The 26,022-nt window shown below is 58.0% G+C and carries 26 protein-coding genes and 1 pseudogene; 15 read left to right on the forward strand and 12 right to left on the reverse strand.

The window, feature by feature from the left end:
- Positions 1-57 precede the first annotated feature (57 nt).
- The 6 genes from EV281_RS19700 to EV281_RS19725 all read left to right on the forward strand — a co-directional run bounded on the left by EV281_RS19700 (position 58) and on the right by EV281_RS19725 (position 5,585).
- Positions 58-699 carry a TetR family transcriptional regulator gene (locus EV281_RS19700; protein WP_132655357.1) on the forward strand — a complete coding sequence of 214 codons (642 nt, stop codon included), beginning with the start codon at positions 58-60 and terminating at the stop codon, positions 697-699.
- Between the two features lie 110 nt (positions 700-809).
- Positions 810-1,652: a metallophosphoesterase gene (locus tag EV281_RS19705; protein ID WP_132655359.1), complete on the forward strand. Its 843-nt coding sequence runs from the start codon at positions 810-812 to the stop codon at positions 1,650-1,652.
- Positions 1,653-1,668: 16 nt separating this feature from the next.
- Positions 1,669-2,964, forward strand: coding sequence for an ABC transporter substrate-binding protein (locus EV281_RS19710; RefSeq protein ID WP_132655361.1), 1,296 nt, complete (start codon positions 1,669-1,671; stop codon positions 2,962-2,964).
- Positions 2,965-3,035: 71 nt separating this feature from the next.
- Positions 3,036-3,989: a sugar ABC transporter permease gene (locus EV281_RS19715; protein WP_132655363.1), complete on the forward strand. Its 954-nt coding sequence runs from the start codon at positions 3,036-3,038 to the stop codon at positions 3,987-3,989.
- Positions 3,979-4,839 carry a carbohydrate ABC transporter permease gene (locus EV281_RS19720; protein WP_132655365.1) on the forward strand — a complete coding sequence of 287 codons (861 nt, stop codon included), beginning with the start codon at positions 3,979-3,981 and terminating at the stop codon, positions 4,837-4,839. The genes EV281_RS19715 and EV281_RS19720 overlap by 11 nt, the downstream gene beginning before the upstream one ends.
- A gap of 2 nt (positions 4,840-4,841) precedes the next feature.
- Complete coding sequence (locus tag EV281_RS19725) at positions 4,842-5,585, forward strand: tyrosine-protein phosphatase (RefSeq protein WP_132655367.1); 744 nt, start codon at positions 4,842-4,844, stop codon at positions 5,583-5,585.
- 93 nt (positions 5,586-5,678) lie between these two features.
- Here the strand turns inward: EV281_RS19725 and EV281_RS19730 are convergent, their stop codons facing one another.
- Positions 5,679-6,608: an aldo/keto reductase gene (locus EV281_RS19730; RefSeq protein WP_132655369.1), complete on the reverse strand. Its 930-nt coding sequence runs from the start codon at positions 6,606-6,608 to the stop codon at positions 5,679-5,681.
- Positions 6,609-6,901: 293 nt separating this feature from the next.
- Between EV281_RS19730 and EV281_RS31735 the strand changes: the two genes are divergently transcribed.
- A complete protein-coding gene (locus EV281_RS31735) occupies positions 6,902-7,147 on the forward strand; it encodes a hypothetical protein (RefSeq protein ID WP_245508315.1) in 246 nt (81 codons plus the stop codon).
- A 65-nt stretch (positions 7,148-7,212) separates the two neighbouring features.
- Here EV281_RS31735 and EV281_RS19740 read toward each other — a convergent pair whose 3' ends face one another.
- Together EV281_RS19740 and EV281_RS19745 are read right to left on the reverse strand one after the other, a co-directional pair.
- Positions 7,213-7,560, reverse strand: a complete 348-nt coding sequence (locus EV281_RS19740; RefSeq protein WP_132655371.1) for a hypothetical protein — start codon at positions 7,558-7,560, stop codon at positions 7,213-7,215.
- 49 nt (positions 7,561-7,609) lie between these two features.
- Complete coding sequence (locus EV281_RS19745) at positions 7,610-8,254, reverse strand: helix-turn-helix domain-containing protein (protein ID WP_132655373.1); 645 nt, start codon at positions 8,252-8,254, stop codon at positions 7,610-7,612.
- A 159-nt stretch (positions 8,255-8,413) separates the two neighbouring features.
- On the opposite strand from EV281_RS19745, the gene EV281_RS19750 reads away from it, so the two are divergent.
- The gene (locus EV281_RS19750; protein WP_132655375.1) at positions 8,414-9,379 is read left to right on the forward strand and encodes a hypothetical protein; all 966 of its coding nucleotides are present in this window, start codon (positions 8,414-8,416) and stop codon (positions 9,377-9,379) included.
- Between the two features lie 3 nt (positions 9,380-9,382).
- Here the strand turns inward: EV281_RS19750 and EV281_RS19755 are convergent, their stop codons facing one another.
- From EV281_RS19755 to EV281_RS19765, 3 genes are all read right to left on the reverse strand, one after another.
- Positions 9,383-11,161 carry a hypothetical protein gene (locus EV281_RS19755; RefSeq protein ID WP_132655377.1) on the reverse strand — a complete coding sequence of 593 codons (1,779 nt, stop codon included), beginning with the start codon at positions 11,159-11,161 and terminating at the stop codon, positions 9,383-9,385.
- Between the two features lie 91 nt (positions 11,162-11,252).
- Entirely contained in the window at positions 11,253-11,921 is a 669-nt protein-coding gene (locus tag EV281_RS19760) for a response regulator (RefSeq protein ID WP_132655379.1), read from the reverse strand.
- Positions 11,911-13,137 carry an ATP-binding protein gene (locus tag EV281_RS19765; protein ID WP_132655381.1) on the reverse strand — a complete coding sequence of 409 codons (1,227 nt, stop codon included), beginning with the start codon at positions 13,135-13,137 and terminating at the stop codon, positions 11,911-11,913. Before EV281_RS19765 ends, EV281_RS19760 begins: the two co-directional genes overlap by 11 nt.
- Before the next feature lie 269 nt (positions 13,138-13,406).
- Between EV281_RS19765 and EV281_RS19770 the strand changes: the two genes are divergently transcribed.
- The 3 genes from EV281_RS19770 (at position 13,407) to EV281_RS19780 (ending at position 14,551) form a co-directional block, all read left to right on the forward strand.
- Complete coding sequence (locus EV281_RS19770) at positions 13,407-13,757, forward strand: hypothetical protein (protein WP_132655383.1); 351 nt, start codon at positions 13,407-13,409, stop codon at positions 13,755-13,757.
- Between the two features lie 77 nt (positions 13,758-13,834).
- A complete protein-coding gene (locus tag EV281_RS19775; protein ID WP_165911928.1) occupies positions 13,835-14,149 on the forward strand; it encodes a hypothetical protein in 315 nt (104 codons plus the stop codon).
- Positions 14,150-14,314: 165 nt separating this feature from the next.
- On the forward strand, positions 14,315-14,551 hold the full coding sequence (locus tag EV281_RS19780) for a hypothetical protein (RefSeq protein WP_132655385.1): 237 nt from the start codon (positions 14,315-14,317) through the stop codon (positions 14,549-14,551).
- Positions 14,552-14,563: 12 nt separating this feature from the next.
- Here the strand turns inward: EV281_RS19780 and EV281_RS19785 are convergent, their stop codons facing one another.
- Genes EV281_RS19785 through EV281_RS19795 form a run of 3 tightly spaced genes read right to left on the reverse strand, consistent with a single transcriptional unit; the run spans position 14,564 to position 18,287 of the window.
- The gene (locus tag EV281_RS19785) at positions 14,564-15,679 is read right to left on the reverse strand and encodes an AI-2E family transporter (RefSeq protein ID WP_132655387.1); all 1,116 of its coding nucleotides are present in this window, start codon (positions 15,677-15,679) and stop codon (positions 14,564-14,566) included.
- Positions 15,680-15,711: 32 nt separating this feature from the next.
- On the reverse strand, positions 15,712-16,551 hold the full coding sequence (gene ppk2, locus EV281_RS19790) for a polyphosphate kinase 2 (RefSeq protein ID WP_132655389.1): 840 nt from the start codon (positions 16,549-16,551) through the stop codon (positions 15,712-15,714).
- A 20-nt stretch (positions 16,552-16,571) separates the two neighbouring features.
- Positions 16,572-18,287, reverse strand: coding sequence for a SulP family inorganic anion transporter (locus tag EV281_RS19795; protein WP_132655391.1), 1,716 nt, complete (start codon positions 18,285-18,287; stop codon positions 16,572-16,574).
- 422 nt (positions 18,288-18,709) lie between these two features.
- On the opposite strand from EV281_RS19795, the gene EV281_RS19800 reads away from it, so the two are divergent.
- The 3 genes from EV281_RS19800 to EV281_RS19810 are packed head-to-tail and all read left to right on the forward strand — an operon-like array spanning position 18,710 to position 21,422.
- Positions 18,710-19,024: a hypothetical protein gene (locus tag EV281_RS19800; RefSeq protein WP_132655393.1), complete on the forward strand. Its 315-nt coding sequence runs from the start codon at positions 18,710-18,712 to the stop codon at positions 19,022-19,024.
- 41 nt (positions 19,025-19,065) lie between these two features.
- Complete coding sequence (locus EV281_RS19805) at positions 19,066-20,454, forward strand: DUF3300 domain-containing protein (RefSeq protein WP_132655464.1); 1,389 nt, start codon at positions 19,066-19,068, stop codon at positions 20,452-20,454.
- 29 nt (positions 20,455-20,483) lie between these two features.
- On the forward strand, positions 20,484-21,422 hold the full coding sequence (locus EV281_RS19810) for a DUF2950 family protein (protein WP_132655395.1): 939 nt from the start codon (positions 20,484-20,486) through the stop codon (positions 21,420-21,422).
- Between the two features lie 231 nt (positions 21,423-21,653).
- Here the strand turns inward: EV281_RS19810 and EV281_RS19815 are convergent, their stop codons facing one another.
- Entirely contained in the window at positions 21,654-22,121 is a 468-nt protein-coding gene (locus tag EV281_RS19815) for a hypothetical protein (RefSeq protein ID WP_132655466.1), read from the reverse strand.
- Positions 22,122-22,384: 263 nt separating this feature from the next.
- Here EV281_RS19815 and EV281_RS19820 point away from each other — a divergent pair, with 263 nt between their 5' ends.
- The gene (locus EV281_RS19820) at positions 22,385-24,181 is read left to right on the forward strand and encodes a hypothetical protein (protein WP_132655397.1); all 1,797 of its coding nucleotides are present in this window, start codon (positions 22,385-22,387) and stop codon (positions 24,179-24,181) included.
- A gap of 368 nt (positions 24,182-24,549) precedes the next feature.
- Here EV281_RS19820 and EV281_RS19825 read toward each other — a convergent pair.
- Positions 24,550-25,335 (reverse strand): annotated as a pseudogene (locus EV281_RS19825) (IS30 family transposase); the annotation flags it as partial.
- A gap of 103 nt (positions 25,336-25,438) precedes the next feature.
- A partial coding sequence (locus EV281_RS19830) for an IS30 family transposase (RefSeq protein ID WP_132655399.1) occupies positions 25,439-26,022 on the reverse strand: 584 nt, incomplete at its 5' end.

The following is a 26,022-nucleotide window of genomic DNA, read 5'->3' on the forward strand; positions in this document are numbered from 1 at the left end:
TGCGTCATCTGGACTACACACTTGCGGCCTACGCCATTGGGCGGAGGTTCTCGCCTCATGTCCAATCGAACGAACGTCACTGCAAAACGCCTCATGGATGCTTGCGAGCTGCTGCTTTGCGAGGCGCACGCCCTGGAAGAGCTGACAGCGCGCCGGATTGCGATCCAGGCGCAGGCGACGCCTTCGGCGATCGCCTATCATTTCGGATCCCAGGAGGAGCTGATCACGGCTGTTGCCGAACGCGTCTATCGCCGGTTAAACGCTGAGCGCCTCAGCTTGCTGCAGAAAGCCGTCGATCGGCGGGCGCCCAATCCTCCCGATATCGAAGAGGTGATAGCAGCTCTCGTCGGTCCATCGATCCGCTGGGCAACCGACCCGACGTCGAGCTATCCTGTGTTGTCGCACTTCACCTACATGGCCCATTCCCACCGTGACAGCGCGCCTCTCTACCGTCGCATCATCGAGGATGTCGAGCATCACCGCGCCTTCATCCCGCAATTGAAGCGGATCGCGCCCTGGCTCGACGAGGTGGATATCGGCTGGCGTCTGAACTGTGCGCTCGGCATTCGCTCACAGGTCACCCGCAGCCGGCAGAGAACTGAGGTTCTCACCAACCATCAGATGGATCTCGACAATCCCGATCTCGTCATCGCGCGAATGGTAGAGGTCATTGCGCCGATGTTCCGGCGGCCTTCCTGACATCAGCTGATCCGGTCCGAACGTGTTTCGAACAGCATTCGAAATCCGTCACGCCTGCGAAACACGCTCCCTCTATCGGTCCCTTAGGAGAACCGTCAGGGAGCCTTCCGATGCGCCGCGATACCACCTTCATTCATCTGACCGACCTGCACATCGGCACCGCCGATGATGACCATCTTTATAGCGATACGACCGAAACGCTCAGCCAGGTGCTCGATCTGGTCGCCACAGTCACGCCGAAGCCGCAATTCGTGATCGCCAGCGGTGATCTCACCAATCGCGGCGACGCGGAGAGCTTTCGCCGTCTGAAAGAAATCATGGATGCGCGGATCGATGTGCCCGTCATCTATGCGCTTGGCAATCACGACACGCGGCCCGGCTTCTACGAGGGCATGGGCATCGCGACGGATGATCCGGACGCCCCTTATGATCACGACGACGTCGTCGACGGCATTCACATCGTCACGATCGACTCCTCGACACCGGGCCTGATTGGCGGCACGATCGATCCGGAGCAATTTGACTGGCTGGCTTCGACGCTGGATACCCATTCCGACCTGCCAAAGCTCATCGTCGTTCATCATCCGCCGGCTCTGGGTGACGAACCCGATACAACCCATTGGCGCACCATTCATTTCCCACAGTCGGAACGGTTCCGCGAACTGCTCAAGGGCCGGAATATCGTCGGCATCCTCAGCGGCCACATCCATCACGACCGCGTCTCGGTCTGGCACGGCATCCCCGTCGTCGTCGGCACCGGCCAGCATGCTGCGACCGACATTCTGCGCACCGACATTTTGCGCATGGTGCGCGGCGCCTCTTTTGGTATCGGCACGATCCGCCCGTCCGGCCTCACTATGGCCTTCGTGCCGCTGCCGTCCGATCGCGCCGAACTCAACACCTATCCGCTTGAAATGCTGCTGGCGCGGGCTGTTCCCGTCGCCGCCGAATAAGTCCCAGGAGACAGACATGTTGCGCAGAACTGCATTGAAATTCACGGCAGCGCTCGCCGCCGTCTCGCTCTTACCTTTAGGTGCTTTTGCCGGAATGTCCGCATCCGTCGACAAGCCGGTGACGATCAGCTTCTACAACTACAATCTCGCCTCGGCGAGCGCCGGGGCCGATGCGACCAAGGAACTGATTGCCGGTTTTGAAAAGAAATTCCCCAACATCAAGGTCGAGACCATCGCCGTCCCGTCCAATGAGATCATGTCGCGCGTGCAGGCCGATATCGTCGCCGGCAAGCAGCCGGACGTGGCGCAATTGGTTTTCAGGGATCTGATCTATATTGCCAGCGACCTCGGCGCCAATGCCCTTGAAGATATGGTCGATGAGAACGAACTGAAGGATCAGGTTACCGGCATGATCCCGCAGGGGTTGGAGCTTGGCAAGGTCGACGGCAAGACCTATGGCCTTGCTTATACATTCTCGACGCCGATCCTTTTCTACAACGCCGACCTCTTCAAGCAGGCAGGCCTCGATCCGGACAAACCGCCCAGAACCTGGGATGATGTCAACGCTGCCGGCAAGGCAATCAGGGAAAAGACCGGCAAGAATGGCTTCTTCCCCGGCGCCTACGGCCCAACCGACGGCACCTTCGTCTATCAGTCGATCGTCATGTCGAATGGCGGCAGGGTGCGCGACGGCAACAAGCTGACTTTTGCCGACAAAGACGCGGCCGATGCCGTCAAGATGCTGCGTGGCATGGTCGACAGCGGCGCCCATGCCAAGATCGATCCGGCCAGCGCATCCGATACGTTTGCCGCCGGCAACATGGGCATGTTCCTCTATACGAGTGCCTTGCTTTCCAGCGTCAAGAAGTCAGCCCAGGGCAAATTCGACCTGCGCCTTGCGCCGATGCCTTCCTTCGGCGACAAGCCGACGGCACCGACCAATTCCGGCAGCGCCCTTTTCGTTTTCAGCAAGGATCCCGGCAAACAGCGCGCCTCCTATGAGCTCCTCAAATATCTGACGAGCAAGGAAGCCTACACGATCATCACCAGCAAGATCGGCTATCTGCCGCTGCGCCTCGATATCGTCGATGACCCCAACTACCTTGGCCCCTGGGTCAATGAGAACCCGATGTTCCGGGCCAACCTCGAACAGCTTGACCGCCTGACGGCCAATGTCGCCTTTCCCGGACCGAACTATCGCCAGGTCGAAAAGATGATGATGGACGGTGTTCGTGAAGCCGTCTTTGGAAACGGTGATCCGGTCGAAGCCCTGAAGGGTGCGCAGGAGCAGGGGCAGGACCTGATGCCGTAAACCTGCTTTGGAAGGTGAGGGGGCGGCGACACCTGCCGCCCTCTATGGGCAACCGATCGGAGCTTTCGCCAATGACGGATATCCAGGCAGAGGTGGTGGGTCCCGCCTCAACGAAACAGGCTACGGCACGAGCGCAGATCACCCGTGAACGCTTCACCATTTCACCCTGGCTATACCTGGCGCCCGCGCTCGTCCTGCTGATGGTTTGGACCTACGTGCCGCTCGCCGAGACATTTCGCCTATCTTTCTATCAGTGGAACATGCTGCCGACATCGCCGCAACGTTTTGTGGGGCTCGCGAATTACCAGCGGCTGCTGGCGCTGCCGGAAATGCGTAATGCCCTCTGGAACACGCTCTACTATACGATCGGCCTGTTTCCAATGTCGGTGATCATTCCCCTTTTCGTCGCAATCTGGACTCAGGATCTCGGAGGCCGCGCCCGAACGATTTATCGGGCGATGATCTTCGTGCCGATGATCATCGCGCCGGTTGTCGCAGCCATTCTATGGCGCTGGCTTCTGAACGAGGACCAGGGGCTCGTCACGCTCGCCCTTGAACGTCTCGGGCTTGGGCGCATCGGCTTCTTGACCGATCCTGCCTATGCCTTGCCGACGCTGACCTGGATCACCGGATGGAAGCTGATCGGCTTTTCGACCCTGCTGTTTTCTGCCGCGAATGCGGGGATCAACCCATCCTATATCGAAGCCGCGCGCATCGATGGCGCCGGCCGGCTTCGCATCATCTGCGATATCAGGCTGCCGTTGCTGTCGCCGACCATCCTGCTGCTCTCGATGATGACGGTGCTGTTCGGAGCGCAATGGAGCTTTGCCTATATCAACGTGCTGACCAATGGCGGTCCGCTCAAATCGACAACGAACATCTTCTATCTGCTTTGGGAATACGGCTTTCAAACGCTTTCGACCGGCTGGAGTTCGGCTGCAGGCATGATCGCCTTTGCCGGTTTCGCCGTGCTTGCGGCTCTCTGCATGTGGCTGACGAAGAGGATTGCCTTCTATGACAACTGAAGCCCTCCGCAATCACCGGCCGGGCCGATCGGCACCGTCCCGCGGGCTCCTCCGCAAGTTCGGCGTGCACGCCATCATGATCCTTCTTTCGCTCATCTCGATCTTTCCGGTCTACTGGATGATCGTTACGTCGCTGAGGCCGGAAAACGAGATGTTCTCGACGGCGCTCTGGCCGTCCGATCCGACGTTCGACAATTACCTGTTCGTGCTGACGCGCGTACCGATGCTGCAGATGCTCTTCAACACGGCCGTCGTCGCGGCCGCGACCGCCCTTCTGCAGGTGACTACGGGCATGCTGACCGCCTATGCGCTTGTGCAGTGGCGCATGCGGCTGTCGGCCGTTGTCCATGGTCTGATCGCCTTGTCCTGGCTGGTGCCGTTTCAGGTCACCATGATCCCGAACTACGTGCTCGCTTCCAGGCTTGGATTGCTCGATACGCTGACGGGGCTCGTCGTGCCGAACGCGGCACACGCCTTTGCCATCCTTCTGCTTTATCATGCCTTACGGGCTTTCCCGACCGAAGTGCTGGAAGCCGCGCGCATGGATGGGGCACGAAGCTTTCGCATTCTCTGGCAGGTCGTTATGCCGAATATGGGGGCGCCGATCGCCTCGCTTTCGATCATCGCCTTCATCTCCGCCTGGAACGAATATTTCTGGCCGCTCCTGCTGTCACGCAGACCCGAAAACTCTGTCGTGCAGATCGGCCTGCAGATGTTCATGACGCAGGAGGGCAATCTGTGGGGGCCGCTGATGGCGGCCGCGGCGCTCGCCAGCCTGCCGATCCTGCTGATCTATCTCGTTCTCCAGCGGCACGTCATCGAATCCTTCATGAAATCCGGAATCCGCTGATCATGCAAAATTATGAGAGACTTATCGCGCTCACCGGCGCCCGCAACGTGCGCGACCTTGGCGGTTATCCGGCCGGCAACGGTGGACTGACGCGCTGGCGCTCGGTCCTGCGCGGCGACGCTCTGCATGCGCTGAGCGCGGCCGATATCGAGGCACTGATCGCTCACGGGGTGACGACTGTGATCGATTTGCGCAACCCGCAGGAACTGGCCCGGGAGGCCAATCCTTTCACGAATGATGCGCGGGTTCAGTACGACAATGTTGCGCTATTCTCGGCATTGGCGCCAGTCGAAATGATGGCGGCGCAATCACCCCATTTCGATATGGGTGACCGCTACTGCCAGGCGCTCGATAATTGTCAGCCGGCAATCGCCAAAGTGCTGAGGACAATTGCACATGCGCCGGAAGGGATCGTCCTATTCCATTGCACAGCCGGCAAGGACCGTACCGGTATCATTGCCGCTCTGATGCTCGCACATGCCGGCGTCGACGACGCTGTTATCATTGAAGATTACGCGCTGACCGGATCGATATTCTCTCCCTTGCTTGCAGACCTCCACGCACGGGCGGTCGCGCGCGGCATACCTTCCAACCTTGCGGACGCAGTCCTTGCGTCGGCGCCGCACAGCATGGCCCGCACACTCGGCCACCTTGCCAGACGTTACGGCGGCGTTGATTCCTATCTCACGAAGATAGGCTTGAGCCAATCCGACATCGCCAGCCTCGAGCGGCGGCTCTGCGTTTGAGCTTGCCTCGTCTCGCTAAAAACGACTTAGCGTAATGCCGGCAGCTGCAGTGGCGGCCGCCTGGTTATCAGGCGACCGTATCATAGCGGCAGGTCAGGGCAGCGTGTGCCCTGCAGCCCTGAACAGCCGATACCATTCCTCGCGAGTGAGCGAGACAGAAGAGCCGGCGGCGGCTTCGGCGACACGCTCCGGCTTCGTGGTGCCGAGGACGACCTGGATCTTTGCAGGATGGCGGGTGATCCACGCGACGGCAATGCCCGTCGGGGTTACGCCATAGGCTTTTGCGAGCTCGTCGATGGCGTCGTTCAAATCGGCAAAATTCTCGCGGTCACCTAGGAATACGCCATCGAAGAAACCCTTCTGGAAAGGCGACCATGCCTGCAGCATCATGCCGTTGATACGGGAATAATCGAGGAGGCCGTTGTCGCGGTCGACCGACTGGTCGAGCCCGGCCATATTGGCGGCAATGCCTGAGGCAATGAGCGGCGCATGGGTGATGCTGAGCTGCACCTGATTGACGATGAGCGGCTGCTTGACTGCGGTCTTGAGCAGTTCGACCTGACCGGGCGTGTGGTTGGAGACGCCGAAATGCCGGACCTTACCGGCAGATTCAAGCGTGTCGAAGGCTGCCGCGACTTCCTCGGGTTCGACAAGCGTGTCCGGCCGATGCAGCAGAAGCACGTCGAGATAATCGGTTTTCAGCGCTGCAAGCGATTGATCCACCGAGGCCAGAATATGTTCGGCAGAGAAATCGAAGAATCCCTTGCGGATGCCGACCTTGCTCTGGATGAGGAGTTTTTCGCGCTCGGCGGCGGTGAGCGAAATAGCCTCGCCGAAGCGGGCTTCACAGCGATGCGGTGCGCCTCCGTAAATGTCCGCATGGTCGAAAAACGTCACGCCGGCGTCGCGAGCGGCGCCGACCAGCTGCTGGATTTCGCCGTTGCTCATATTGGCGATCCGCATCATTCCGAGGATGATGCTCGACACATCGAGGTCGGCTTGCGGAAGCTTGTAGAATTTCATGGTGAACACCTCAGCGGTTGCGAAATAACCAAATGGTTATCCGCTTCTACGGGAACGGCGGTTGCGTGGCTAGCGGAAGCTGTCGCCATCAACGCTGATGTTTTCCCCAATCCCGCCCGCTGGCGTGGATCTGGCAACACCCTTTGCACGCAACTCGTATGATAGGCTAGACATTGCGGTGTTGCGGAATGGGCGTCGTCCGGCGAACTGGAGGAAAACTGCGTGGCGGATCGAACAAAACTGGCGGCATCCCGCAGGGGCATGCAGCGGGTGACACTGCGCACTGTGGCGCGATGAAGCAAAGTGACTATCATACCACGGCGGCACCGCAGTTTCAGGCAGATGATCCACTCGCAACCGTGCGGGATCTGGTCGAGGAGGGGGCCGTCGACGGTATCATTCTCACACATACGACGCCGGCCGATTGGGGAGCGGTCATGGCCGCCTCCATGGTGATGACGCTCCCGATCGCGCTCTTGTTCCTGTTCTTCCAGAGCCTTTTCGTCGGCGGGCTGACTGCAGGGGCAACCAAGGGCTAAACTGATCGAACCGGCGCGGTGTTTCTTATCCGCTCGAGCGACCTGCCGTTAGGCCTCGTCCTCACTTAACGTTTAAAGTCAAAGGCCTGGCCGGATGCACGAAGCTCTTCTAGGGTCTTGCCGACACAGCTGCCGCCCTCCGCGCCGCCGGTTGCCTTCGCGTGGCCATCCAGGGTGATCGTGCCGGCAATCCGTTCAGATGCCATATAGGTCGCGACACCGTCCGCGGAGATACGTGATATGTAGAAGGCATGATAGGTATCTTTGTATTTGCATTGGATGAGCAATGGAAATTGATCGAACGGATTGTCCTGCGCCTGGAGGGTGGTGAGCGGAACCGCCGCCAGCGAGACCAGGCCTGCAAGGAGCATTTTGGTCAATCCGTTTGAAATGCGACCGGATACGTAACTCATTGCTCAATTCCTCTTTTTACACGATCAATTCTGCTGGAATTTGCTGCCGCTAGATCGTCATTGCGATGAGTGCATCGTGATCGAGAAGGCGAACGACGCGTTGCAGTTTGCCGTTCAGGCGGAGGATGCGTTTTTCGCGGAGTTTCGTGAAGCACCGGGCGACGGTTTCGACGGTAAGCCCAAGATAGTCGGCGATATCGCTGCGCGACATCATCATATCGAATTCGCAATCTCGGGGATGACGATCGGCCATTTCATTGACAAAGGCAGCAACGCGCTTCAGAGCGCTTTGCTCGGTGATGACGAGCTGTTTGTGCTGTGCCTTTGCGAGGTTCGTCAGAGCAATATGGAGAAGGTCTATGGGGACAACTGTGTCCTGATCGGCGCGAAAGGGCCTGATACAGGTTTCGCAGACGGCTTCTGCAAAATCGGTTCGCACATTACCTGTCTCGAGTCCAAACCATTCGCCCTTGCCGCAAAAGGATAAAATATATCGCTGACCGCGTGCCGTGAGGCGGTAGATCCGCACCGCGCCCGCTTCGACCTGGTAGATCGCAAGAGCGTGTTCGCCTTCGCTATATATCGTTTCGTCGGGCTTGAGCCGGATTGATTGATCCCTGGCCGCTCCGGCAATGTGGCCATGGCGGTGGCCCTCAACTGTCGTTTGCTTTACGATCGTCTGGTTTTGAAGCATACGCGTCGCCCTCAATCCATATCGCAGCATAAGCAATCGCAGGCCGCGCCGGTATTCGATATACCCCTTACGTAGTGTTACTGAAGCTCGGGCTCATCGACCGGTGTATAAGGTCCATTCTCCTTGATGAGAGCGACACGATGTATCGCGGGAGGTCTGATGGCATCGGATGAAGGAGGAGACAGCCGCGCATTTCAAGATCCTGCGGGCGTGCGTGCGCAGCTTGACCTTATCCTCGCCAGTCCTGAATTCCTTGCCCCCGAGCGCGGCCGCCGTTTCCTGCAATATATTGTTGAAGAGACGCTTGAAGGCCGTGGCGAACAGCTCAAGGCCTATACGATTGCACAGGCGGTGTTTGGACGCGATGCCTCCTTCGATGCTCAAAGTGATCCGGTTGTCCGCATTGAAGCAGGGCGGATCCGACGCGCGCTCGAACGATACTATCTCGTCTGCGGCCGTGGTGATCACATTAAGATTACAATTCCCAAAGGAGGCTATGCGCCGCACTTTTCAGTGGAAGAAGACAGTTCGATTGCAGACGAAGTTTCCATCCCGCAGAACCACAAGACTAAGCGATGGTCCCTTAAGCAGGAGCGACCGGTGCGCTATCGGGATCTCCTGTTGCCGATCGGTGTCGTCGCGCTGTTCGGGGCAATTGCCATACTCGCCCTTATCCGTCCGCTTGAGGCCTATCTCTTTCCACCAAAACCATTACCGGCGCCGGCTACATCAGCGGTGAAGAGCAAGATCACGATTGTTGTCGATCCCTTTACCGTCCTTGGGGGCACTGCGCAGGGAGCTGATTTCGTGAAGGGATTGGCCGATCAGTTGATTGCAAAGCTCATGAAGATAGAGAATCTTATCGTGATTGCTCCGGGCAGGTCCAGCGTGGAAATGTCCGGCTTACTTTTCAACCTGCAAGGAAGTGTGCTCGTCGAAGGCGCGATCCTTCACCTGCATGTCCGCCTGATAAACGGCGCTGACGGTGCAGTTGTCTGGGCAAATCAATATGATCGAGACCTGCGCGGCCATGCCATTCTTGATGTTGAAGAAGAGCTCGCAGCACAAATCGCCATGGAGGTATCGAGCAGCCACAGGCTGAATAACGTCGGCGCCGGTCAATAGCTTTTATCTTGCCGACACAGCGCTGATGACCAGTCCCGCGGCACGCAGTCCGTTCAGGAAGCGTTCCTGGTCCTCTGGTCGTGGCAGTCGGAGCGAAACCTCCTGACGGATATTCGCCATCAAAACGGGCGCGTGGATATTGAGCCAATCTTTTTGCTGCATGGCCTCGCCCATCTTCCCGGCTGCTCCGAGGATGGATAGAAGCACAAGGCGATGCATGGGATTGTTGTCGAGATCGGACCGCCTAGACCATTGCTCAGCCTCTTCGATATCGCCTTTCATGAAGGCGCACAAAGCCATGCCGATCTCATAATAACCTCTGGCGCCAATACCCTTGTTGAGGGCGACCGACAGCAACTCGCAGCCCGATTGCCATTTCCCTGACATCGCCAGGCGAAAACCGTATTCGCCCGCGAGTTCTACATTGTCAGGGTCTGCGGCGTAGGCTGCGGTCCCTACCTTCAGGGCTTCGTCGATATCTCCGCTGAAAAAGTTCACTAGCATCTGTGCCTGCAGCACGTTGGGATTTCCCGGCGCAAGCGATATCGCTCGCTCCGCCGCAGTGTTCGCCAGTGCGAGAGGCAGGGTTGACGATGACATACCCAGCGCGTGGCGGAATCTGATCTCGTCGAGATAGACCGTGGACAGCAACGCCCAGGACACTGCGTCATCGGGAAAACGCTGCGTCGCTTGTTGCAAGCATTCGCGTACCGCACTGTGACTTTGCGCGGTCATGGTCTGGCGATAGCTGGTATAGGCAGGCATACAGATATAGGCGGTCTGGTCTCCCGTCTGTGCCGGTCTCGCTGGCTTATCCGTGTGGGTCTGGAAGATCACGCCATAGGGCTGTGCGATCGCATCGGCGATCAGCCGTGCGACATTGCCTTGAATCGCAAGCTCGTTTTGAGTTTGAAGATCGGCATCAAAATTATCGGCCCAGATGACGACTCCATCCGATTGGCGCACCAGTCTGGCAGCAGCCCGCAGCCTGCTTCCATCGAGCTGGACATTGCCCTGCAATGCGTAATCGGCAGAGGCGCCGTGCTCGCCACGCAGCGGATCGGCGACCACGACGATGTCGTCGAACTGGGCAAGCCGCCCGATAATGTCGTCCCTGAGACCCCGTGCAATATCCAAGCCGGCGTCAGCAGAGCTGCTTTCGGTGAAAAATTCGATGAACACCTTTGGCCCAGGACGTGTTGGCGTCACGACCGCGGTCGAAGCGTCACGCCAAGACAATGCGTGCGTGAGTGCGAGGATAAAAAGAGCCAGCACGACTGCGAGCGCAGCCCCGAGACCCAAAAGGGTGACCAATCCCGGACGATGCGTTTTCGGAAGCGAATGATCCTGAGCTTCGTATTCAGCGTCATGTGCCCTGTCCAGGATCTCTACCGGATCTAGTGGGGCCGGGGCACCCCGCGCATATTCGAAATGCGGGACATATCCGCCTTTGGGCACCGTGATGACGACGTCGTCCTCTTGGCCTGCGACGAGATAATAACGCTCAAGCGCCTTTCGTATTCGGCCTGCTTCGATCCGGACAACCGGATCGTTCTGCGGGTCGAACGAAGCTTCCCGACCGAAAACCACATTTGCGATCGTAAATGCCTTCAGGAAGCCTGATCGACCTGCAAGCGTCTCTTTAACGACGAATTCCAGGAAACTTCGTCCGCGTTTCGGCGCGTGAAATTCCTCGCTTGTAAGAATCCGTTCTACCTGCCGGCAGATCTCGTCAGCCGTCGGCCCAAGCCTACTGAAAGCACTGACCTTTGCGCTCCTCATGACCGCCCCTACGACAAGAGCACGCAATCATTTAAGACCTTTATAACCTATCATATCCCACGAGCCTGAGGTTGCAAGGCGTGTATTAGAATTATCGAAGATAAATGGCCGAACTGCCGGCCGGCAAAGTCTTTGCGGTTTCAAACGGTTGCGCCGCGGTATCGATGGTCATGGCCATTCGCATGAGTTCCGCCAGATTGCGCGCGCCCATCTTGGCCATCACATTGGCGCGATGGACCTCCACGGTGCGCGAGCTGATGCCGAGATGATAGGCTATCATTTTGTTCTGTAAGCCATCGAGCACGCCGGACAGGACCTGGCGTTCGCGGTCCGTGAGCTGGCGTAGTCGCGCCGCAGCATTTTCGCAATCGGTCACGGCGCTGCCGCACCACCCTTGCCTCATTGCTCCATTGATGGCTGCAATCAGGGTCTCTTCGTCGATCGGTTTCTCCAGAAAATCGGATGCTCCAACCTTCATCGCCTGAACCGCCGTCGCGATATCTCCCTGGCCGGTAATGATGATCGCCGGCACGTCTGCGTTTACGCGCCTCAATCGTCGAAGCAATTCGATGCCATGGATATCGGGCATGCTTAGATCGGTAACGAGGCAGCTTCGTCCTGACAGCGGTAGAAGATCCAAAAAAGTTTTCGCGCAACTATGTGCGCGAACCGCAAAGCCTGCCGATACCAGCAGAAACGTTAAAGATCGCCGGAGCGATTCCTCGTCATCGACGAGATGGATTGTAAGGTCATTCGCCATTGATTGCAGCCTCCACCAGCGGAAGCGAAAACGATAGGATTGCACCGCACTGCAATCCCTTGCGCGCCCTTATGTGGCCTCCGTGCGCTTCGATGATGCGTTTGGACAACGCCAGGCCCATGCCAAGTCCGCGCGGTTTACTAGTCACAAACGGGCGAAACAACGCCTCTTCGATCTCGGTGGCAATTCCGCAGCCATTGTCGGACACGTCGACAATCAGTTGCGAGAAATCATCGATTCTGGTGTGGATCTCGATAGACGGTTGCTCCACGCCATCGGTCGCCTCCACGGAATTGCGAATAAGGTTCGTCAACACCTGGATGATCTGGACGCGGTCTGCAAGCACGATGTCCCGCTCTGCTTCGAGTTGCAGATCGATGTGCAGGCCCTTCCGGAATGCTCCGGCGAGCGCAAGTGTCGTTGCGTCGGGAATCAAGGTGTGCATTGCTTCCAGTCGTTTGTCGACGGTGCCGTACCTTGCGAATTCCCTGATATTCTGGACGATCGTTCCTGCCCACAAGGCGTGATGCGTAATTTCGGACAAGGCTTCGCGAAGTTCTCCGCCGTGCCGGCGGCGGTCGTCTGTCACAAGGCGCTCGCAGCCCTCCGAGTAAGCGGTGATCGAAGATAACGGTTGGGACAATTCGTGAGCAAGCGTCGCGGTCATCTCCCCGAGCGCGACTATTCTTGCCAGACGCGCCAATTCACCTTGAAGCTCCTGAACCTGTTGCAATGTTTCGCGCTCCGTTCGGAAGTCCTCGAAGATCGCCGCAGCAAAGGGTTCTCTTTCGTCCTGCTCCCGGATAACGGTCAGGGAAGCTGGAAACTGAACACCGGCTTTGGTCGTTGCTAGGCCAGCGCGCACCGCACCCCGGTCCGCCCAGCGTCCCCTGAGCTGGACGCCCGGCGTCGAGGACCAGACGAGGTCGATCTTGCCATCGAGCAATTCTTCTTCCTCGTAGCCGAACAGGGTCACCGCAGCCCTGTTGCACGCTGAAATTCTATTCTTGCTACTCATGAAAAACACAGCGTCGGGCATGTGCTCATAGAGCTGACGGATCCAGTTCATCTGTGGCCCGTTCTCCTCCTGGGGCAAAGCATGCACAGGTTCGTGGCGCGCCATTTGCGATCCGATGAACGACTTTCGTCCCGTCAGGCTTGAAACGATGGAGCCGTATTTGGCAACATGCGGCGCCGCCTCCATCTTGGTGGACATGATGGTCTCCTCCGCCCCTTCAGAACTGGTCCAGTGCCTTGACTACCTTTTCCTTCTCAACAATAGCGAGAGTTTACCTCCTTTGGACGGTAGCTCGGAGTAGCATCGCGTAGGCTCTATTGGTCTTTTCCCACAACCCGACCTGCCGAAGATCGACCGGGCAGCGTTTGGCCCGGTCCCTTCACCATTGATCCCGCTCAATGCCTCCGGCTCTTCGTTCCGCTACTCTGTGGCACAATTGCCATACGGCCACTTGAGAGAGCTGAAAGATGAGGAAGTTTGCGCTTGCTATTGCTATCGCAACCGCTGCGCCGCTGGTGCTGCCCGTCGCCGCCGAGGAGGCCCGCAAGGAATACCGGCGCATGAATTGGGCAGAAAACCTGCCGGAGTACATCAACAGCTATCAGCGCAAGCGATTTTCGGTCGTCAGTTATCATACCGCACATGAAATCGGTTCGGTGCCTTCGCCGGGCAGTGATGAACATGTGAAGGCAATCCGGGCAGCTATCCGCTCCAACCCGTGGCTCGTTCAGCAATTGAAGGCCAGGAAATTGACACCAAACGATATCGAATGGGCGACGCGTGCCCGCAACGGCAATCTGACTTTCTACATTGAATGAGCGATCGCCCGCTACGCTGGGTTCACTGCGAAGAGAGTTCATGATCGCTGGTATGACGCCAAGGCAGGAATAGCGGAATGCAACATCCGAAGAGTGCTGGCAGGAGAAGCCACGTCGGCAGACCAATTGGCATACCGAAACAATGGCCTCTTGCCGGTCGGTGCATCGTCGGGGAGGGTTCGGTGATGTGGCGGCTGGTCATTACAGCTCCGTTCGGAGAGGATATAGAACTCGCCGTCATCGACGACGAAGGCACCCATGCCCTGGTTTTTCCTTGCCAGCGTCTGCCCGGCGGATGGGCCAACGCCGTGACCGGTGAGATGCTGGACATTCACCCGACCCATTGGCGCACATGGCAAAATCAACGATGCGACCCTTCCAATCTTCATTGAAAGGGGTGCCCTCTTCAACGGCCCGGAATTGAAATGCGCCCCGTCATCTCAGACGAATCTGGCATTTTGGGCGCCCAAACCGGAACATATAGTTTACCGTGCGGGGAACAATCCGGTTCCCTTCCGTCTTCGTATTGCAGACTTGCTATGAATACGGAGCTACCCATGAGCCGAGAACGCGGCCGCAGAAAACTGATGTTGCGGCTTCCGGATATCCGTCATCTTCTGGCGGAGATAACCAACGATACGCTCGCCGAGATGTTCGAGGCCTATGATCTTGCGGTCGATGCGTTGGACAGGTTCCGGACTCAAAGACCGAGGGAAGACAGGCTGATTTCAGAATATGAGCAGCTCTGCCGCGAAATAGAGCAGGAAGTCGTCGTCTACTGTACCAGCCGATGAACCTGCCAGTATTTATCCGATGTGTTCGGTTTCGAGTTCTGTGGTCGCCTGCGGCCAGGCCCAGGCTCTCAACAATTCGTAGAAGACGCTGAGGACGACAGGCCCAAGAAACAGGCCGAGGAGGCCGTGAGAGAGCGTGCCGCCAATGACGCCGATCAGAATGACGAGCATCGGCGTCGAGAGGCCTCTCGCCATCAGGATTGGTTTCAAAACATTGTCGACGACCGTGATCGGCACGGCAAGGCAGGTGAAGACAAAGGCAGTAACGGGTGACCAGGAGAACCACCCCCAGATGACGACCGGCAGAAGCACAAGTCCAGGCCCCAGCTGCATCACGCAAAGTACGAAGACCGCAAAGGTCAGTGCACCGCGTGCCGGAATGTCAAAGAACGCAAAACATAAACCACAGAGCAGAGTTTGCAGGAAGGCAACGCCGATCACGCCCCGTGAGACATTCCGCACAGTCGTTCCAGCTAGCCGCGCGAAGCCGACGCCCCTTTCGCCCGCAATCCGGCTTGCCAGCATCTTTATAGCTTCTGCCAGACGCGTGGCCTGAGTCAGAAACAGGCCGGACAGTATGATTGAAACGACGAAGCTCAGCACGCCGCCGCCGATCGAGGCGAGCTTTGCGACAATGACGCCCATGACCTCACGAACGGGCGCCTGAAACTTGATGATGGTGGACGCCAGGTTGTCCGCAACCTGATTCCAGATGTCATGGATGCGCTCGCCGACGACAGGCCATTCCATAATGGCGGCGGGTGCTGCAGGCAGCGTGAAATTTCCCGTCCGTAACTTGCCGATCAACGCCTGTAGCGCATCGGCAAAATTGACAGCAACAAGGGCGAGCGGCGCGATGATCAGGACGAGGCAACCGATGACGATGATGGTGGCCGCAATTGCCGGCCTGTTTCCAATCAGCCGCGAGAGTGCCTCAAACATCGGAAACAGCGCCACCGCAAGGATCGCCGACCAGATGACGATCAGTACGAAGGGTGCAATGAGAACCATCGTCCAATAGGCAAAAAGGCCAATGATGCCCAATCGGACAAGGTCGCTTACTCTCGCCTCTATCGAAATCTGGCCTGCATCGGTCTTCTGCGCCGGCGTATCGGCTGGCTGGTCCATCGTTGCGCCCACCACTTCCAGGCCAGCGCCGGTTACGGCGTCGTATCGGGTACGACGTGGCGGATGCTGCGATCCTCCATGAAGCCGGCCGGACGCTTCTGGCGTTTCCCGAGATCGGGTTCGTCAAACTTCACCCGTTCATAGGGAATGGATTGCAGGATGTGCGAGATGCAGTTGATCCGCGCGCGTTTCTTGTCGTCCGAAGGCACGATCCACCATGGTGCATGATTGGTGTCGGTCATCCGCAGCATCTCGTCATAGGCACGGGTATAATCCCACCAGCGCTGATAGGATTCCACATCCATGGGGCTCAGCTTCCACTGTCGCACTGGATCGTCGATCCGGCGCCTGAAACGCCGCTCCTGTTCTTCCTCGCTGACGGTCAGGAAATATTTGAGCAGAATGACGCCGCTCTCGACGATGGCCGCTTCAAAGCGGGGCGCGAGTTCCAAAAAGCGCTGCGCCTTCTTATCGCTGCAGAAGCCCATGACACGATCGACGCCGGCGCGATTGTACCAGCTGCGGTCGAATATCACGACCTCGCCGGCGGCCGGCAGATGGGCGATATAACGCTGCATGTAGATCTGCGATTTCTCGCGCTCGGTCGGTGCGGGCAGCGCCACGACGCGGAAGACGCGCGGACTGACCTTTTCCGTTATCCGCTTGATCATTCCGCCCTTTCCTGCAGCATCGCGTCCCTCGAAGACGATGACGATCCTTGCGCCGGCTTTCTTCACCCAGGCCTGCAGATGGGCGAGTTCGACCTGCAACCGGCCGATCTCCTTCTCGTAATCCCATGATTTCTTCTTCTTTTTGTCCTTACCGCGGCTCTCATCGCTGCCGATCTGCTTCGGCTCGTAGTTCTCGTCCATGGTTCTCCCTCCTTCTATCATCAAAGAGCGTTACTCGCCGGCATGGGACTACTGATTTGGTCGATATCGCCGATTAGTGTCCGCAGCGCTTCTTCTCTGCCGTTGAAAATATTGTCGGCGCCGACCATCTTGATGATCCCCGCCCGTTCGAGAATGATGCGGCTTTCGTCGCTGAGATCGGCAAAGGCGAAGATGATGTTCCGCTTCACGAGGATTTCCGCGACGGCTTCGAGCGCAGTCGCGCCGGTGCTGTCGATCTGTGTGATGGCGCTGGCGTCGAGCACCAGGCATTTGGTGCCCGAGGGAAGCTCCTTCACGACCGACGTCAGCCGGGTGCGTACATAATCGGCGTTATAGAACAGGATGCTGCCCTGAACCGCGAAGACGGCCGCGCCCGGGACGGGACGGGCCTCGGGATAGCGCTTGAGATCGAAGAAACCGTGCCGCCCCTCGATGCGGCCAAGAAGGCCGTCGCGCGGAAACATGGTCTGCCGCAGGAGATAGACGAAGGTTGCTATGATCGCGACAATGACGCCATTGAGAACACCAAAGCTGATCGCTCCCCACATGGCGATCAGCGCGAAGACGAATTCCATCCGGCTGATGCGCCAGATCTTCTTGAGCTCAGGGATATCGATCAGGCTGACAGCAGCCATTGTAAGGATGGCAGCAAGCGCGGGAATGGGAAGGATACGCAGTGCCCCGTGGAGGAAAACCAGCACGGCGATCAGGGCGACGGCGGAAACCAACCCTGCGACCTGCGAAACGCCGCCAGTCGATAGATTTATGGCGGTTCGAGAGTCCGACACGCTGACCGGAAACGAACCGAAAAGCCCGGGCGCTATATTGGCTGCGCCAAGTCCGACCAACTCCTGATTTGCATCGACCTCGTCACCGGTCCGCGACGCGAAACTGCGTGCTGCCACGATGCCGGATCCGAAGCTGACAAGAAAGATGGCAACCGAACCAGTGACGACTTTGTCGAGAGGCATCTCGTAAAGCGGAGGGAGGAAAAAGCTCGGAAGTCCACGCGGTATGTCCCCGACGACGGCAATGCCTTGGCCCCGAAAATCGAAAATCGCGGAAAGAGCGACCGAGACTATAACGACGAGAATTGGGCCTGGAATTTTGAAGGGAAAAAGACGAACGATCCATAGCAATGCGAACATGGCAAGCCCGAGAATGAGCGAAGGCCAATGGATAAGGCTGCTTTTGGCAAGCATTTCAACGAGCGGCTGGATCAAGCCATCCGATTCGATCTTCAGCCCCGTGAAGCGACCGATCTGTCCTACAAGAATCGAGAGAGACACGCCGGCAAAGAACCCGACCAGGATGGGGCGGGAAAGAAAGCTTGCGAGAACGCCAAGCTTCAGCAATTTGGCGACGAGATAGCAGGCGCCGACGCCAAGGGCGAGAGCCGCCGCGATGGCTACCCGATCGCCGCCGCTTGTCGGATCGGCGGCGATGATCGTGCCCATTGCAGCGGCCAACACCGACATTGACGCCGCGTCGGGTCCGACAATCAGCAGCCGGGAAGGCCCAAAAATCGCATAGGCGATCGGCGCGACGATACTGGCATAGATGCCAGTTTCCGGTGGTAGGCCCGCAATGGCGGGATAGGCAATAGCGCTAGGCAGGCCGACAGCGGCGATCGACAGCCCGGCCGGAATATCACTGCGAAGCCAGCCCCTATTGAAACCGGCCAAGCCGCGCAATACTGGGAGGTTGCCTATCACTGCTGGCTCCTTATGCTTTCACCGTTGGCTCCCCTTTGCGTTTCGCTATTCGCTGCATCGCCGGGATGACGCCAACCAGGCAATTGATGCTGATCGGTTTTTTTCCAGGAGCCCTGAGCGTGCCGAGCCGGTCGATCGCGTCGACAACACGGATATTAGGCCCGTTTTGGCGCTGAGGCCCGTAGCATCGCGTAACCTCTATCAGCGCGCGGCAGCTTGCCCTGCCTGTACGGATCACCTCCAGGGAAAATGAAGGGATGGGATCGGAGGGCTGGGTGACATTCTGGCCTCGCGGACCGAGTTCGCCAAGCCTTTTTTGGAAGCCGGCTAATGTAAGATCGCGTATTTTACGTCTGCTGCCGATCTGCTTGATATATATAGTTTCCTCATCTGCTTAGCGCAGCTTGATGGCGGGGGCGGGGATGGTGTCGGGAGAGCAAGGTTCGACATATTTGTCCGTCCTTGAGACGGCAGAGACCTATTTTCCCAACCAGAAGCGAGTGGTGCAACGTCTTTTCTACGCAAACGAGCCCTTTCACAGCATGTGTGAAGATCTGACAGCCGCGGCACAGGCACTCGCACATGTCGAGCGATTGCCGGAGGCGGTTCGGGAGGCGCGGCGGCTGGAATATGCTGACCTCGTCGATGCCCTCTTGAAGGAGATGGGGGAGGCGATCGCCCAATCGAAAATTGTGGTGCTCAGGCGGTCGCCGCAGAGCGGTCCAAAATCTCTGTAGGCGTATCTGTCGTTCAATGACCCAAGGGAGGTCCGTCCGTGATGAAAGCAATTTCCCGCAAGCTGCTTGGTGGATTGTCTGCGCTGGCGATTATTGCGTTGCAGCCGGCGCTCCCAGTGCGAGCGCAGACGCAGCCCCCTGTACCGGCAGCAGCGCCGGCGCAGACAAGTGCTGAACAGCCCGCAGCCGCGCTTCTATCCGATGATGAGCTTGAAGTGCTCGTGGCCCGGATCGCGCTCTATCCCGATGAGCTGGTTGCGGCAATTTCGTCCGCGTCTCTCTTCCCTCTGCAGATTATCGAGGCACAGCGCTTTCTGGAGGCAAAGAAGAAGAATTCCGACCTCAAGCCCAAGAGCGAGTGGGACGGCAGCGTTGTCTCGCTGCTCAATTATCCTGACATCGTCAAGATGATGAGCGACGATCTCGATTGGACCCAGTCACTCGCCGACGCGCTCACCAACCAGCAGAAGGATGTCCTGATCGCCATCCAGCAGCTTCGCGACGAAGCGGTGGAAAAGAATATCATCAAAACCGATGACAAGGTGACGGTCGTCACTGAAAACAACAACATCATCATCCGGCCGACCGATCCGGAAAAAATCTATATCCCGCAATATCCGCCGGAGATGCTCTATGAGCCGGGCTATGAGTCAGCGCCAATTTCCTATTACCCCGATTATTACGACAACTATTATTATCCCGGGGCGACGTTCTTCGCTGGCGCTGTGACCGGCCTTGCCTTTGCGGCCATCGTCAACTGGGACGACTGGGGCGTATGGGGCGGCCGCTGGGGTGGCGACATAGACATCGACTGCAACAACTGCCTGAACGACCGCAATTTCAACGGAAGGCTGAAGTGGAACGATGTCAACTGGAACAATGTCGATCGCAGCAAGATCAGCATCAGCAAGGACCAGCTTGCAAAGATAGACCGGTCGACGATCAAGTCCGGCCTGCAGGGCGATAATCGCAACCAGTTGCGTAACAGGGCCAACGACATCCAGGCGAGCCAGCTGCCCGCTAATCGCGCCAACTCGGCACGTGCGCAAGACATTCGCAAAAGTACCGCGCAGGGCCTGAAGGATAGGCCGCAGGCAAATCGACCAACGGCAGGTAATCGGCCGGCCGCATCCCGGCCTGAAGCGCGTCCTCAGAAGGCAGCCAATCGCTCCTCCAAGCCCGCACAGAACTCCGTCAAGAAGGCCAACAAACCGCAGATGGCCGCAAGACCTGACAATCGCGGGCGCCAGCCGAGCGCGCTCGGCAATCCCCAATCCGGTCGGCGTGAAGCCGTTGCCTCACAACGAGGGGCGCAGAGCATGGGCGCCCATCGCCAGTCAGCCCGTCCCCAGCAGCGGTCGCGCCCAATTCCGCATCGTGGCGGTGGTGGGCGAGGTGGCGGCGGCCGGGGTGGTGGCGGACGCCGGTGAGGCCTCTTTCCAGCTCAGGGAGCTACATTATGAAACGTCATTCGACCGTAATTCCGATTTTGCTTGCGGCAGTCATCTGCGCCGTGCCGACAACGCCGGCGCTTTCGCAGGCGCAAACAGATCTCGCCGAATTCAGGGCAGCGACGCCGTCCCCGAAATTCGACAGTCCAGAGCTTGCGCTCGACAAATTGAAATCAGCGCTGGCTTCCGGCCGTATCGAAGATCTCGCGGCTCTGCTCGGTCTCAACGCTGACAAGTTGCGATCCAGCAACGAGGCGACGATCGCTTATGGTCTGATCCGCGAAGGCGCCCAGCGGCAGGCAGTTTTGCGGGATATGGAAGGCACGAAGATCGTCGCCATCGGCGATCGGCTCTGGCCTCTTCCGTTTCCGCTAACCGAGGGCAAGGACGGCAAATGGTCCTTTGACACTCAGCGCGGCCTGGAGGAAATCATCAATCGTCGCGTCGGCGAAAACGAACTCGCCACTATCGACACCATGCATGAATACGTCGCCGCCCAATATCAATATGCATCCGAGGACCGTGATGGCGACGGCATCTATGAATTCGCAAAGAAACTGATCAGCAGTCCGGGCAAACTTGATGGCCTTTACTGGGATCCGAACGTCTATCCCGAGGAGAGCCCTGCAAGCGCTCTGGTTGAGACGGCCGCTTTCGGCGCCGCTAAACGCGGCGACGGCTACTACGGCTATCGCTATCGCATTTTGACGTCCCAGGGAGACAACGTGCTTGGCGGCAAGCAAAACTACATCATCAACGGCTATATGACCGGTGGCTTCGCGCTCATCGCGTGGCCTGTCAAATATCGGGTCACCGGCGTGCAGACGTTCATCGTCAATGGCGCGAACGTCATTTACCAGCGCGATCTAGGACCGAAAACGGAAGAGCGCGCGGCGGCGATCAGAGATTTCAATCCGGATGCCAACTGGACCGTCGTAAGCGAATAGCACCTCAACCGGCGGCGTCCTGCGCAGCCGGCGGAGGGTGCAAGGCAACCGTCAGTGTGCGGCTGGTGCGAGGAGAGCCCGCCAATCAAGCGGACGCCAGTGGAGTTTCGATCCCGGCGGCAAAGATGAGCCTGTTACAGGACGGGCGGGTGGGCCAATGGTTTGGGAACTTCACTCGATCTCGGTCGCTTTCAAGTTTGATATTCCTTCGCGCATTCCGGCTTTTACCGGTCAGTCGACAGGCGGTTCCCAGGTGAGGAAGAAGCCCACGTCTCCCGGCATGCCATCGGGAAAGTTGATGATCATTGCCTTGAGCCCATAGCCTTGTGGCTTGGCAACTTCTTCAAACAGTTCGAGAAGTTCCTTGGCTTTTCCCTGCAGCGTTTTCTGCCATCCGGGTAGATTGTTATTGATGGCCCGGCCGCTATCTGTGCAGAATGTCGAGGGGAAACTATAGATCAGAGCCTCGTATTTTCCGTCTGCAGCCGCCTTCATCACTAGCCGCTTGATGACGGCGCGTTCCGTTTCTCCAACATGTTTGCTGAAAAAATCCTCGACGAACTCAGAATGTTTCTTTGCTTCGCGCTCTTTGATCCTTTCATTGCGCTCCATCTCCAGAAGCTGGAGTTCCAGAGCACGTTTGCGCAGATCTTCGGCACTCGTCATGGGTTGGGATGTGGACGTTTCAGGTGATGTCATCGCCGCTTCCTCCAGAGTATGAAGATAATGATAGGGCGCGTGGGGAGATGAGGGCAGTAAAATACGCGTCCGCCTCGGTAGGATACGGTATCCTACGTCAGCACACAGCTTACCCTGAATTGCTCGCTTAGGTCGCAATCCGTTAATGCGTTTGCCCTTAATTAGGCTGTTCGGTTGAATGCCATTGCCGTTACGCCAACTCGCGTTTATCGTCAGCAGAAGCATGCTGCAGGTTGTAGGCAATCAGGATTTGAGGGCAGCCGATGACAAATGCAGGCGTTGACAGGGGTAGCTGCAGCATCCCTTCTCAGGAAGAGGTGGAACAGCAACTCGAGCGTATTCTGTTCAGCCCGGAGTTCCGTCTTCCGGAACGGGCGAGGCGATTCCTTGAATTTGTGGTGACTGAAATGCTTGCGGGCCGCCGCGATTATCTCAAGGCCTCCACCATCGCGCAGGCGGTTTTCGGCAGAGACGCGAATTTCGATGCCCAGCAGGATCCTTGTGTCCGCATCGAAGCAGGGCGGCTGAGGAGGGAGTTGGAACATTATTACCTAACCGCCGGCGCTGCTGACCGGATCGTCATCACAGTTCCCAGAGGCGGCTATGCGCCGGTCTTCGAGGTGAGGCAAGGTGCTGAGCCCGCAGGTACGTCGAAACCCAGGCCCTCCGGTCAACCGATATCAGGGGGAGGCGATGCGCAGCAGCCGAAAGTTATTGGGGATACGGTCAGCCGAGACAAGACGAGTGGGCTCTGGTCACGACCCGGATATAGGCTCCTTGCGGGAGGTGCGATTATCCTCCTCGTCTCGGCAGCGATACTTCTGCATGCACGCTTATTCGATACGGGAGACGAGAGGGTGGTGGGGATCGGCAACCGCCCCACCGTCGTCGTCGAACGCTTTGAAAGTGCCTCTGAAGGAGGGCTTGCATCCGATATCTCTCAAGGCATCACCGACGACATCATCGAAAAACTCGTCCCCTTCAACGACATCGTGGTCGCCGCCGCGCTGCCGCGCAATAGAGAGGGCCAAGCTTCACCGGAGCCACTCTACACTCTCCAGGGAAGCGTTCGGCTGGAAGGAAGCAATCTGCGTTCAACGGCAAGGCTCGTGCGTCGGGCGGATGGCGTGGTCATTTGGGCGAACAACTACGATGCCGACATGAAAGTGCAGGGCGTCCTGAAAACGCAGTCGAGCCTCGCTGAACATATCGCCACGGCGGTTGCACGGCCGTTCGGCGTCATGTTCAAGACGGACACCGCCAGCATTGCCGGAAGTGCCGATGCTTTTTCCTGCATTCTCTCCTACTATAGCTATCGCAGCGAGATGACTGCGCAGGCGCATGAAGCGACAAAATCCTGTCTGCAGCGGGCCGTTGAAAAGAACCCCGATGTCTCCAATACTGTCGCTTTTCTATCGCTGATCCATCTTGACGAGTTCCGCTTTCCGTACCAGCTGAATACCAAGCCGACAGCCGCCACACTCAATGTTGCTAAAGAACTCGCCGAACACGCGGTGCGGCTCGACCCGAAGAATGCACGTGCTCTTCAAGCACTGATGCTCGCCACTTTTTTCAGCAATGACCCGACCGGAGCCCTGCGTGTCGGCGAGGCCGCCTATGCCAGCAATCCGAATGATACCGAGGTGGCGGGTGAATACGGCTTGCGCCTGTCGATGGCGGGAAAATGGGACACGGGCTGCAAGCTGATTTCCGAGGCCATAAGCAGAAAAGCCGGACCACGTGGATATTACGAAGTCGGAATGGCGCTTTGTGCCTTCATGAGGGGTGATACGCAAGCCGCGGAACTCTGGTCCCGAATGTCGGACCTGAACTACAATCCGATGCATCGCCTCGTATTGCTCTCCATCCTGGGCACGCTGGGAAAAACCGCGGAGGCCAATGAGCAGCTCGACTGGATCAAGCTCAAGTCACCAGCTTTGATCCCGAACGTCAGGCAAGAAGTCGCCAAGCGGCTGGCGCGGACCGAGGACCAGGAACGCTTCTTTGCGGGGCTAAAGGCTGCCGGCGTGCCGGTGTCAGATCAGGTGGCAGGGAACTGAAACGTCCGCTTCGCTGTGCAAGCCTTCAGCTTTTACAATATGATCGCCGGTTCACTCTACTGCATAAGCTGTCAGGGAGCTGTGCTCGCTCAGATCAAACACATGCGAAGCCGACATCATGGTCATCCGGCCGGCGATTACCTTCGACAAAATCTCGATCCGTATGCAGATCGCGTTCGCTCATCGCAATCAACCCCACCTGCAAACTCCCGGGCACCCTTCAGACCCGGGGAGTGTGACATTCCAACTTTGCAGAAACAGGACACTTTAACCTTGCGGTGGAGGAGCTAACCCAAGTGCGTCACGCCTGTTTTGCAGGGTAGGGGATCACACCTGATCCTGCAAATGCGCCATGAACACCTCGGCCTACGTTTGTTGGCGTTTTCGACAGTTCCCTTTTGCCACGGTGCACTCGGGTCGCAGAACCAGCTGCGCGCGCCGATCCCTTCTTCCAAAGCCCTGAATCCGGCAAACTCGGTACCGCGATCAAAGGTGAAGCTTTGACGCGCAAAGGCTGGCAGAGGAGAAAAAGCTCTGATGATCTCGTCCATGATCGGGCGAGAATGCCGGCTTGGTTCTTGATGAGAACGGTATAGCGGCTCTTGCGCTCCACCAGAGATGTCACATTGGCATGGCCGAGTGGACGTTCGAAGATAAGGATATACGATGCGAGGCCGGAAACACACCGTCGCGCGGCTTCCTGGAGCGTAGTGGACGACGTTTGCGGCGCGCTTCCGGGAGATACTGATAGAGGCCAAGCCCGTAATCTTCCTTGCTGTAAATGAACCGGTAGATTGTCTCTTTACAGACGCGCACGAGGCTGCGCCCCTCCAACAACAGGCGACCAGCGATCTGCTCAGGAGACCAGCGTGCCTCCAACTGGGTGATGATCTCCTGCGCAAATTCGGGTGCCGCCGCAGCTTTCTCAGCCGGCGTCGTCGGTCCTTGGAGATATCGTGCGCGACCGTGCTGTAGTAGCCGTCGTAGTCCGGCAGTTCGCGATCATGAAACGTGTTGCGCTTGATCTCGCGGTAAATGGTGGAGCGGTGACGGCCAAGTTGGCGGGCCATTTCGTGGACGGGAACATTTGCCGCCATCAGCTGCTGTAGGCGTCGTCGGTCGGCGAGAGCAAGCTGCGTATAGCATCGGGACATGCCAAAATCTCCAAAGTGAAGCCATTGAAATCATTGGCATGTCGCACTTGGAAATAGAATGTACCCCTGCTGGTTCCAGATTGAATGCAACGCGGGTTGGAATCTATATGATCTGGTCCTCCATAGCCAATAGATGCTGGTTGAAGATCTCCGTCGGTGTCTGAAATCCCAGGCACTTCCGAGGCGTGGCATTGAGCCGGTCACACAAAGAACGGATCTCCTGATTGGTCACGTCCAACACGACGGTTTCCGGAGGCAGGTACCGACGAACCCGTTTGTTGGTGTTCTCGACCGTGCCTTTTTGCCACGGCGCTTGCGGATCGCAGAACCAGGCTGCCGTTCCCATGCCCTTTTCCAGCTCTCGCCATGAGACAAATTCGAGGCCTCGGTCGAACGTCAGGCTTTGCCGGGCTTTCGCGGGCAGGGGTGCTAGATGACTTACCAGTTGGTTCATGATCGGTTTTGAACGCCTGTCGTTGTTGCGGAATAGAACGGTATAGCGGCTCTTGCGCTCGACGATCGTGGCGACATTGGCGGATCCATGCTCCTTCCGGAAGATCATCAGATCGGCCTCCCAGTGGCCGAATTCGCTGCGTGAATTGATGGCTTCAGGCCTATTTCGAATGGCGCATTCGATTGGAAAAACGAGACTTCTCGGCTTGCGCGCGTATCTTGGACGCCGTTTCC

This window comes from Rhizobium sp. BK418, assembly GCF_004341105.1.
Classification (GTDB): domain Bacteria; phylum Pseudomonadota; class Alphaproteobacteria; order Rhizobiales; family Rhizobiaceae; genus Rhizobium.